Source organism: Caloramator sp. (assembly GCF_020054765.1).
GTDB classification, from domain to species: domain Bacteria; phylum Bacillota; class Clostridia; order Clostridiales; family Caloramatoraceae; genus Thermobrachium; species Thermobrachium proteoclasticum.
The window spans coordinates 1-10,570 of record NZ_JAIHAO010000068.1 but is presented as its reverse complement, the minus strand read 5'-3'; the positions used below and the strand labels follow the sequence as shown (position 1 = coordinate 10,570).

Here is a 10,570-nt window from a genome sequence, read left to right as displayed (position 1 = left end):
CACAGGACGTGCCGAGCCGAGCGGCCATCAGGACGATGGCATCGCGAGGGTAGGACTTTTTCAAACAAAGAAAAGCTTAGAATTGCTTAGCGAAATGAAGGAATGCCAAAGAAATCCTTTATGGGGCTAATCAATATTTAACTTTTTCAACAGCCTGCCCTTAATATAAAATTAAGGGGCATAATTAACATCAATTAAATTTATTGAAGAATATAATCAATTTCTTCTTCATAGATAGTCTCTTTTTCTAACAATTCATTTGACAGCCTATGAAGTTTTTCAATGTTTTCATTTAACATATCTAAAACTTCATTATACAGCTTTTTAACAATATCATTTGCTGCATCTACTATCTGTTTCATATCAATATATGAATTTTCTTGTATCACAGAATAGCTCAGAAGTCCGGAGGTTTCAAACATACCAAAGTCCTTAATCATACTTATGATTATTTCTGTTACCTTCTTTATGTCATTTGAAGCACCTGTTGTTATATTATCCTTACCAAATATGATTTCTTCAGCAGCTCTTCCCGCAAGATATATTTTTATAGTGTCAAGGAGCATTTTTTTAGTTTGATAATTTGTGTCCTTTGGCACTGTTAAAGTATAGCCACCTGCACCCTTTGTGCTTGGTATAATAGTAATTTTTCTTACGCTTGAGTTTCCTGTAATTTTTGAAATGAGAGCGTGTCCAGCTTCGTGATATGCTGTTATTTTTCTGTCAAGCTCTGAAATTACATCTTTATTCTTCTTTTCTGCACCTGCAATTACTATGGAAAGTGCACGATCAAGGTGTTCCATAGTAATATTTGGTGAGTTTTCCTTTGCAGCAATTATAGCAGCTTCATTAACAAGATTTTCAAGTTTAGCACCTGAAAAATATACTGTTGTTTTGGCGATTTTACTTATATCTACATCTTCAGCAAGTGGCTTGTCCTTTAAATATAGATTCAATATCTTTTCCCTATCCTTAACATCAGGTAGGTTTACCTCAATATGTCTATCGAATCTTCCAGGCCTTAAAAGTGCTTCATCTAAAGTATCAAGTCTGTTAGTGGCAGCTATAACAACAATGCCATCGCTGCTGCTAAAACCTGACATTTCAGATAGAAGTGCATTTAAAGTCTGGTCTCTTTCATCAGAACCGCTATCTGCCCTCATCGAACGCTTTTTACCTATTGCATCAATTTCATCAATAAATATTACTGCCTTTCCCTTTTCCTTTGCCTTTTTAAATAGGTCTCTAATTCTTCCTGCACCAACACCAACATAAATTTGCACAAAATCAGAACCATTTACAGCAAAGAAGGGAACATTTGCTTCCGATGCAAGGGCTTTAGCAATTAATGTCTTACCTGTTCCAGGAGGACCATATAGGATTACTCCACGAGGCATTCTTGCTTTAAATTTTGCATATTTTTCTGGAGTTTTTATAAAATCAACTAATTCTTTTATGCTCTCCTTTGCTTCTTGGTTTCCTGCAATATTCTCAAAGGTAATGCCTGTTTCTGTTACTGCTTCTGTTTCTATCTTGGATAGCCTAAAGGCTCCCCCTTTACTTTTTGAATTTTTTGTTGTTAAATAAATAAAAGCAGAAATTAGAGAGACTACGATGGTTGCGAGAATTACTGTTTCTAAACTTTGGTTTATGCTTCTTTCATAAACCTTAACTCCATTTATTAGTAGATTTTCCTTTAAGGTTAGTGTTCTTGGATTTTCAGTTGTTAAAATTCTTCCGTCCTTTAATTTAAATTGCATAGTTTCTTTATTTGTAATATAAACTTCAGCAACATTTCCCTTTTGTACTTCTGATATGAAGTCTTTATACATCATTTGTGTTTGGGAGTTAGTATTCTTAGATGATAAAAATGATATAGTTATTAAAAATAATACTAAAATTATTGGAATTATGATATTCTTTTTTTTGAGCTTATTCATTATATCCCCCTCTCAAATAAGTTTACATAACATAAATATACACACAATTTTTAATCTTGTAAAATAAAATGGTAGAGAATTACCTTGTTAATTTGAGGAATGGAGGTTTTAATATGAAGGAAGTAACAATATATACAGATGGTGGATGCAGAGGAAATGGAAACGAACAGGCGGTAGGAGGCTATGGATGCGTTTTAATTTATAAGGATAAGATAAAAGAAATAAAAAAGGGTTTTGAGAGGACTACAAATAATATAATGGAGCTTACTGCAGTTATAGATGCATTAAGTATGTTAAAGGAGCCATGTAGGGTTAAACTTCATAGCGATTCAGCATATGTTGTAAATGCCTTTAATCAAGGATGGATAGAGAAGTGGCAGAAAAACGGATGGAAAAACAGCAATAAGGAGCCAGTGAAAAATAAGGAACTGTGGGAAAAACTTATTGAGCTTACTAAAATTCACGAGGTTGAGTTTATTAAGGTTAAGGGGCATAGTGATGATTTCTACAATAACAGATGTGATGAACTTGCAAACTTAGCTATGGACGAAATCGAAGTAAATATGTTAAATAAATAACCAAATATGATTTACTAAATTGTCGAAATAAGCAGAAATATGATATACAAATAATAATATATATGTCGTACAATGAAAGAAAAAAATATTTACAAACTCCATATTGCAATTTTTGCTGCAAAAGCGTAAAATAAAAATGAATAATGATTTAGGGGGCAGGAATATGGAGTTATTAGATTATTTAAAGAAAATAGGTATAATCAATCCTAAAAATGTATTTTATAATCTTTCTGTTGGTGATTTGGTTGAACATTCTGTATCAAAAAATGAAGGAGTTCTTTCAGACACTGGAGCAATTTCTATAACTACAGGAGTATATACAGGAAGGTCTCCTGAGGATCGTTTTATAGTTGATACTGAGGATGTTCACGATTTAATCTATTGGGGTAAGGTGAATAAACCAATTTCAGTAGATGTTTTCAATAGAGTATATGGAAGGCTTATGGCATATTTAGAAAACAGAGATTTATATGTTTTTGATGGCTATGCCGGTGCGGATGAGAGATTTGGAATAAAGGTAAGATTTATAAATGAAATGGCTGTTCAAAATTTATTTGTTCATCAGTTATTTATAAGAAAAGATGATTTAAAAGATTTTGAACCGGATTTTACTGTAATTGCAGCCCCATACTTTAAGGCAATTCCAGAGGTTGATGGTACAAATTCTGAGGCCTTTGTTATTATAAATTTTGAAAAAAGGGTTGTAATTATAGGCGGAACTATGTATTGTGGTGAAATTAAAAAGTCTGTATTTTCTGTTATGAATTATCTACTACCTCAAAGAAATGTCTTACCTATGCATTGTTCTGCAAATGTTGGTAAAGATGGTGACGTGGCACTATTTTTTGGACTTTCAGGAACGGGTAAAACAACTCTTTCAGCAGATGGAAATAGATATTTAATAGGAGATGATGAGCACGGCTGGTCAACTGAGGGTGTATTTAATTTTGAGGGCGGATGTTATGCAAAGTGTATTGGATTAGATAAGGGTAAGGAACCACAGATTTATAATGCAATAAAGTTTGGTACAGTACTTGAGAATGTTGTTTTAAATGAAAATAGAGTTCCAGATTACAATGATTCTTCACTTACAGAAAATACAAGGGCAGGCTATCCAATTGACTACATAGATAATGCCTTAAAGTCTGGAAAAAGTGGACATCCAAAGACAATAATATTTTTAACAGCAGATGCCTTTGGTGTTCTTCCACCTATTTCTAAACTTACTAAAGAGCAGGCTATGTATCACTTTATGTCAGGATATACAAGCAAATTGGCGGGTACAGAAAGAGGAATAAAGGAGCCTAAGGCTACCTTTTCAGCGTGCTTTGGAGAACCGTTTATGCCGCTATCCCCATTGAAATATGCAAAAATGCTTGGAGAAAAAATAGAACAATACGATGTTATGGCATTCTTGGTAAATACTGGTTGGAGCGGTGGTCCCTATGGTGTTGGCAATAGAATAAATTTAAAATACACAAGAAGAATGGTTGAGGCAGCTATAAATGGAGAGCTTGATAATGTTGAATATGTTGTTCATCCAATTTTCAAACTTAATATGCCATCATATATAGATGGTGTGCCTGAGGAGATTTTAAATCCTATAAACACTTGGAAGGATAAGGATGAATATATTAGATATGCAAAAGAATTGGAAGAAAGATTTAGAGAAAACTTTAAGAGATTCCAAAGGGAAGAGGAAGATAAAGTAGAAAAGGAACTTTGGGCATAGAGTATTTATTAGCAAAATGTTTCATGGGAATTTATAATCCTATCAACTTGTTGACAAACATAATTGTTAGTTAAATTTAAAAAGCCCCATGAAAGGATTTCAAAAGGCGGTAGGACTTTTTCAAACAAAGAAAAGCTTAGAATTGCTTGGCGAAATGAACCGATGCCCAAGAAATCCTTCATGGGGCTAATCAATATATAACTTTTTCAACAGTCTGATAGGAATTTACAATCCTATGGCATCCTTTATTTAAGAATGTCCTTCAACTATTATATTATTTGTTGTATAATGTTGTAGAAACATTATTTGGGGTGATGATATGAGAGTTAATCGTATAAATAGAACAAATTCTGCAGAAACTAAACAAATAGCAAAAGCATCTGTTTCATCAAGCTTTTCAGCTGCATTAGATTTGGCAAATAAAGATCAAGCAGAGCAAAATTTACAAAATATGTTAAATGATATAGATAAGTTAGGTAAAAGGCTTATAGCAACAAGAAGCGTAGAGGATGCAAGGGAGTATAGAAAAAAGGTACAGGAGTATTTAAATTATGTGGTAAAAAATGCATATATTTTAAAAAGAGAGGTTGGGCCATATAGCTATGGTCTCCATATTAAAATTGAGATTATCAATGAAAAGGTGGATGCTATAACAAGGGAACTTCTGGAACAGCAGAGGGAGACGATAGAGCTTGCAGATAAGATTGAGGAAATAAAGGGATTACTTGTAGATGTTTACAAATAAATAAATTGAATTTGTAGAATATATTGACAAATTATAAAAATATGCTAAAATAAATAATGTAAAGAAGATGGCCCTATGGTCTAGTGGTTAGGACGCCGCCCTCTCACGGCGGTAGCTGGGGTTCAAATCCCCATAGGGTCACCAGCAGAACCCAATTTTGGGTTCTTTTTTTATGAATAAATCTCCCTTTTGGTGAAAAAATAGTGTTGAAGGGAGGTTTTATAATGGCAAGAGAAATAAGACGAGAAGAAAATGCAGGAATTTTAAGTACATTATTAAAGTTTGTTGTAAATGCAGTTGTACTTTTAGCAGTAAGTTTTTTAGTACCTGGATTTGTAGTAGTAGGATTTTGGACTGCATTTTTAGCATCAATTGTGATTACGTTGCTTGATTATTTAGCAGGCACAGTGTTTAAAATTGATGCTTCACCCTTTGGTAGGGGATTGAGTGGTTTTATTATTGCAGCAGTTATTATTTACCTTACACAATTCTTTGTGGCAGGTGTATATGTTAGTATAGCTGGTGCATTGATAGGAGCACTTGTTATTGGACTCTTTGATGCCTTGATTCCAACAGATGTATTTTAAAGAACCGTTTAGGGATGCCCTAAACGGTTCTTTTGTGTATAAAAAATAAAAATATGTGTTGATATAAATAATTAAATTATCAAAATAAGTTATACAATATAGAAAATGAATCGTATTAATGATATAATAATGGTGAATTTTATATATGGAGGTAAGGCTATGGTAAATCACGATATTGCTATGGGGATTGTCAGAGTTACTGAGGCTGCAGCACTAGCCTGTTCAAACCTTTTAGGTAGGGGAGATGTTGATTTAATAGAGAAGGCAGCAGTAGATGGAGTAAGGCATGCCTTTGATCTACTACCTATTAAGGGTAGAGTTGTTATAGGAGAATGTGATTTAGATAAAAAACCTATAATGTACATAGGAGAAAAGGTTGGAACTTGGGAAGATGGGCTTAAGGAATACGATGTTGCAATAGACCCTTTAGATGGTTCAATACTTGTTGCAAAGGGAAGGCCTAATGCAATTTCAGCAGTAGCTGTAAGCGAAAAGGGTAAGATTTTTAGAGCACCTCAAATATATATGAAAAAGATGGCTGTAGGGCCAAAAGCAAAGGGATGTATAGATTTAAATAAAAGCTTAGTTGAGAATATAAAATGTGTAGCTGAAGCTTTAAATAAAGATGTTGAGGAAGTGACTGTTATGATACAGGATAGACCAAGGCATAAGGAGTTAATCGAAGAGGCAAGAAGTGTAGGTGCAAGGGTAAAAATATTTGGGGAAGGTGATATTGCAGCAGCACTTGCCACAGCCTTTGAAGAGACAGGGGTTGATATGCTTGTTGGTATAGGTGGTGCACCTGAGGGAGTACTTGCTGCAGCTGCATTAAAATGTTTAGGAGGAGAAATATTGGTTAAGCTTATGCCAGAAAATGAAAGACAAATTGAAATGTGCAAAAGAGCAGGGCTTTTGGATGTTGAAAAAGTTCTGTCTCAGGATGATTTAATTACATCAGATGATGTATATTTTGCTGCAACAGCAATAACTGATTCCGACTTGCTAAGGGGAATAATCTATAAAGAAAATTATGCCACAACTCATTCAGTGGTTATGAGGTCCTCAAATGGAGTTTTAAGATTTGTTGATGCAATTCATAAGCTTGATACGAGTCTTATAAAGGTACAGGAGTGATTAAAAGTGTCGTAGAGGTTTTCTTAAACCATCTACGACACTTTTGTTTATTGGGCTTAACTATTTTTGGAATATGTATTATACTAAAAAGTATAATATTAAGGGAGGTAGATGTGATTGCGTACCTTTATAACCTTTGAATTTAACAGGGAGACTAAGGAAAAAATAGCAGAATTACAAAATAAAATAAGAAATGAAAGTATAAAGGGTAGGTTTAAATACATAGATAATTTTCACTTGACAATTAAGTTTTTAGGAGAAGTTGAAGAGAATAAGATTGGATTGATATATCAGGATCTTTTAAGAAAAATAAAGGGAAAAGAGAAGATTAATATATATTTAAAGGGATTAGGATGTTTTGGAAGAGGAGATGTTATTAAGACAATTTATTTAAAATGCCACGGTGACTTAGATAAGATTAAGGGGATATATGATGAGGTAGATAAAATAACTTCAAACTATGGATTTAAGATTGAAAATAGATTTACACCACACGTGACCATTGCACAGGAGGTTATCTTAAAGAGCAAATTTGAGAATCTACAGAAAAAATTTGAAGAATATTCAATAGATAACATAGTATTTGACAGAGTTACTATAATGAAGAGTGAACAGAGGGATGGTAAGAGAATATATACCCCTATTTATGAAATTCATCTTAAATAATGGAGATGAAGTATATGCGGTTAAAAAGGGCCTTTTCTTTTGTCTCGTTACTATTAATAGTAATTGGTGTGCTTTTATATAGAAAACAACTTTTGAATATGATAAAAAATCCAGAGGATATTAGAAATTTTTTATTATCCTATAAGGGATACGCAGTAGCAATTTTTTTGCTTTTATCAACTATTAGGTCGGTTTTTCTGCTTCCTGCTGGAACTTTTGCAGTAATTTCGGGCTTGACATTTGGCAATTTAATTGGCACACTACTTACATGTGTCGGTGTTACCTTAAGTGGTATATTAGCATATTTTATTGCTAAATACTTTGGTAGAGAGTTTGTAGAGGATATTTTAAAAAGAAAGAGAATAGATATAAATAGTTTTATAAAAAAAGAAGGTCTTTTTTATATAATTTCATTGAGACTTATACCTATATTTCCTTTTGATGCAGTAAGTTATGCTTCAGGACTTATGAACGTAAATTTTAAAGATTTTGTATTTGGTACATTTTTGGGAAGCCTTCCAGGTGCCTTTATATATACATTTTTAGGAAATTCAATTATGGACATAAGAGGTCCAAAATTTAAATTGGCATTGTTTCTTGTTATAATATCGTCTATAACACCAATTATATATAAATACGTTTTAAAGAAAGGATGATTATATGATAACTAAGGAGCAAATACAGAGAATAAATGAACTTTACAGGAAATCACAGCAGGAGGGACTTACAGAAGAAGAAAAGAAGGAACAGGCCTATTTAAGAAGACTTTATATTGATTCTGTAAAGGAAAGTTTAAGAGCTCAACTTGAAAATATAAAAGTAGTGGATAAGGATGAATATGATGAAATAATGAAAAATAAAGGATGTTCTTGTGGACATGAACACGGAGGTTGTGGTTGTGGGCATAAGCATTAATTAGGTAGTGGTTTTATGAAAAGTATTTTGAGAAAAAAATATATAAATATTAGAAATGAGCTTTCAAAAGAGGAAGTTATAAAAAGAAGTATAACTATTACAAATCATATATTAAATTGGGATAAATTTTTAAATTCAAATTCAATAATGATATATTCTTCCTTTAGAAATGAAGTAGAGACTTCATTTTTGGCAGAGGAGATTCTAAAAGAAGGTAAAATATTAATATATCCAAAAACAATAAAAAGTCAATTTGAATTAATACCTTGTATAATAAATAAGATAGATGAATTGACTAAGGGAGAATATGGAATTTTAGAGCCTAAGTATTATGAAGTTATAGATAAAAGGGATATAGATTTGATTTTTATCCCGGGTGTTGCCTTTGATAAAAATGGGTATAGATTAGGATATGGTGCAGGGTATTATGATAGATTTTTAAAGGATTTTAAAGGTGTAAAGGCTGGAATTTGCTACGATTTTCAAATAGTTAACGATGTTTATAAGGATGAACACGATATAAAAATTGATTATTTAATCTGTGAAGAGGGAATATTAAAATTATAAGTAAAAAAATTTGAAAAAATTTTAAAAATAATATAGAATAATGTTGTAATGTTTACCAAAAGGGGGTACATAAAAATGGATACAAAGGAATTACAAAACTTAACTAAAAAATATGAATATGTTTGGGATAAGTTAACAGAAGCCGATCTTAAGGAAGTAATGGATTTTAGTGAAGATTATAAGAAGTTTATGGATGCTTCAAAGACTGAACGTGAAGCTTGTAATGAAATTGTTAGAAGAGCAAAGGAGAAGGGATTTGTTGATCTTAACGAATTAATATCACAGGGTAAAAAGATAAATGCTGGCGATAAGGTTTACGCTGTAAATAAGGATAAGGCAGTTGCACTTTTTGTAGTTGGTAATGAACCAATGGAGAAGGGATTTAACATTGTTGGTTCACACATAGATTCACCAAGAATAGATTTAAAGCCAAATGCACTATACGAAGATGAAGCCTTTGCAATGCTTGAAACACACTACTATGGTGGAATCAAGAAATATCAATGGGTTACAATTCCACTTGCAATCCATGGTGTTGTAGTTAAAAAGGGTGGAGAAGTTGTAAACGTTGTTATTGGTGAAGATGAAAACGATCCTGTTGTGTATATAAGTGATCTACTAATACATCTATCAGCAAATCAAATGGAAAAGAAACTTGCCAATGGAATTGAAGGTGAGGATTTAAATGTATTAATAGGAAGTATACCAATACAAGATAAAGAAGCAAAGGATAGAGTTAAATTAAACATATTAAGACTTTTAAATGAAAAGTATGGAATGACTGAAGAGGATTTTGTTACAGCAGAGCTTGAAGTAGTTCCAGCAGGTAAATCAAGGGACGTAGGCCTTGATAGAAGTATGGTTATGGCTTATGGACACGATGACAGAATTTGTGCATTTACTTCACTTGCAGCTATGTTTGAAGTAGAAAATCCACAAAAGACTTGTTGTGCACTATTTGTAGATAAAGAAGAAATAGGAAGCAACGGTGCAACAGGAATGCACTCAAGATTCTTTGAAAATGTAGTAGCAGAACTTATGGAGCTTAAGGGAGAATATTCAGAGCTAAAATTAAGAAGAGCTCTTGCAAATTCTTGTATGCTTTCATCGGATGTAACTTGCGGTGTTGATCCAAATTATCCTGGTGTTGTTGAAAAGAAGAATGCTGCATACCTTGGAAAGGGAATTGTTTTAACAAAGTATACAGGTTCAAGAGGAAAATATTCCTGCAATGATGCAAATGCTGAATTTATGGGTAAGGTTAGAGATATATTCAACGACAATGGTATTGTATGGCAAACAGCTGAATTAGGTAAAGTTGACCAAGGTGGCGGCGGAACAATAGCATATATCTTAGCAGAGTATGGAATGGAGGTTGTTGACTGTGGTGTTGCACTACTTAGTATGCATGCACCATGGGAAATAGCAAGTAAAGCAGATATATTTGAAACATATAGGGCTTATAAGGCATTCCTATTAAATGCATAAGAATAGTCAGAGGGTGGTTTAAAACCACCCTCTGATTATTGAAAAAATTATGTATTGATAAGCCCCATGAAGGATTTCTTTGGTATTCGTTCTACGGCTTAAGCAATTCTAAGCTTTTATTTGTTTGAAAAAGTCCTACCCTCGCGATGCCATCGTCCTGATGGCCGCTCGGCTCGGCACGTCCTGTGCCGAATTACGGACTTTTCCAAAGTCGAAAA

The 10,570-nt window shown here is 33.0% G+C and carries 11 protein-coding genes and 1 tRNA gene; 11 read left to right on the top strand and 1 reads right to left on the bottom strand.

What is annotated here, in order from left to right; genetic code table 11:
* Positions 1-200: 200 nt before the first annotated feature.
* Complete coding sequence (ftsH, locus tag JG776_RS12135; RefSeq protein WP_291967887.1) at positions 201-1,940, bottom strand: ATP-dependent zinc metalloprotease FtsH; 1,740 nt, start codon at positions 1,938-1,940, stop codon at positions 201-203.
* 113 nt (positions 1,941-2,053) lie between these two features.
* Between ftsH and rnhA the strand changes: the two genes are divergently transcribed.
* The 11 genes from rnhA (at position 2,054) to JG776_RS12080 (ending at position 10,352) form a co-directional block, all read left to right on the top strand.
* On the top strand, positions 2,054-2,518 hold the full coding sequence (gene rnhA, locus JG776_RS12130; RefSeq protein ID WP_291967885.1) for a ribonuclease HI: 465 nt from the start codon (positions 2,054-2,056) through the stop codon (positions 2,516-2,518).
* Between the two features lie 163 nt (positions 2,519-2,681).
* Complete coding sequence (gene pckA, locus JG776_RS12125; RefSeq protein ID WP_291967883.1) at positions 2,682-4,250, top strand: phosphoenolpyruvate carboxykinase (ATP); 1,569 nt, start codon at positions 2,682-2,684, stop codon at positions 4,248-4,250.
* 319 nt (positions 4,251-4,569) lie between these two features.
* Positions 4,570-4,995 (top strand): YaaR family protein, encoded by a 426-nt coding sequence (locus JG776_RS12120; protein ID WP_291967881.1) that lies wholly within the window; start codon positions 4,570-4,572, stop codon positions 4,993-4,995.
* 69 nt (positions 4,996-5,064) lie between these two features.
* A tRNA-Glu gene (locus JG776_RS12115) sits at positions 5,065-5,139 on the top strand.
* An 80-nt stretch (positions 5,140-5,219) separates the two neighbouring features.
* Positions 5,220-5,582: a phage holin family protein gene (locus JG776_RS12110; protein ID WP_291967880.1), complete on the top strand. Its 363-nt coding sequence runs from the start codon at positions 5,220-5,222 to the stop codon at positions 5,580-5,582.
* A gap of 159 nt (positions 5,583-5,741) precedes the next feature.
* Positions 5,742-6,716, top strand: coding sequence for a class II fructose-bisphosphatase (gene glpX, locus JG776_RS12105; protein WP_291967877.1), 975 nt, complete (start codon positions 5,742-5,744; stop codon positions 6,714-6,716).
* 117 nt (positions 6,717-6,833) lie between these two features.
* On the top strand, positions 6,834-7,382 hold the full coding sequence (gene thpR, locus JG776_RS12100) for an RNA 2',3'-cyclic phosphodiesterase (RefSeq protein WP_291967875.1): 549 nt from the start codon (positions 6,834-6,836) through the stop codon (positions 7,380-7,382).
* Positions 7,383-7,396: 14 nt separating this feature from the next.
* Positions 7,397-8,038, top strand: coding sequence for a TVP38/TMEM64 family protein (locus tag JG776_RS12095; protein WP_291967873.1), 642 nt, complete (start codon positions 7,397-7,399; stop codon positions 8,036-8,038).
* Between the two features lie 4 nt (positions 8,039-8,042).
* Positions 8,043-8,297 carry a DUF896 domain-containing protein gene (locus JG776_RS12090; RefSeq protein ID WP_366934215.1) on the top strand — a complete coding sequence of 85 codons (255 nt, stop codon included), beginning with the start codon at positions 8,043-8,045 and terminating at the stop codon, positions 8,295-8,297.
* A gap of 15 nt (positions 8,298-8,312) precedes the next feature.
* Entirely contained in the window at positions 8,313-8,864 is a 552-nt protein-coding gene (locus tag JG776_RS12085) for a 5-formyltetrahydrofolate cyclo-ligase (RefSeq protein WP_291967871.1), read from the top strand.
* Positions 8,865-8,939: 75 nt separating this feature from the next.
* Positions 8,940-10,352: an aminopeptidase gene (locus JG776_RS12080; protein ID WP_291967869.1), complete on the top strand. Its 1,413-nt coding sequence runs from the start codon at positions 8,940-8,942 to the stop codon at positions 10,350-10,352.
* Positions 10,353-10,570 lie beyond the last annotated feature (218 nt).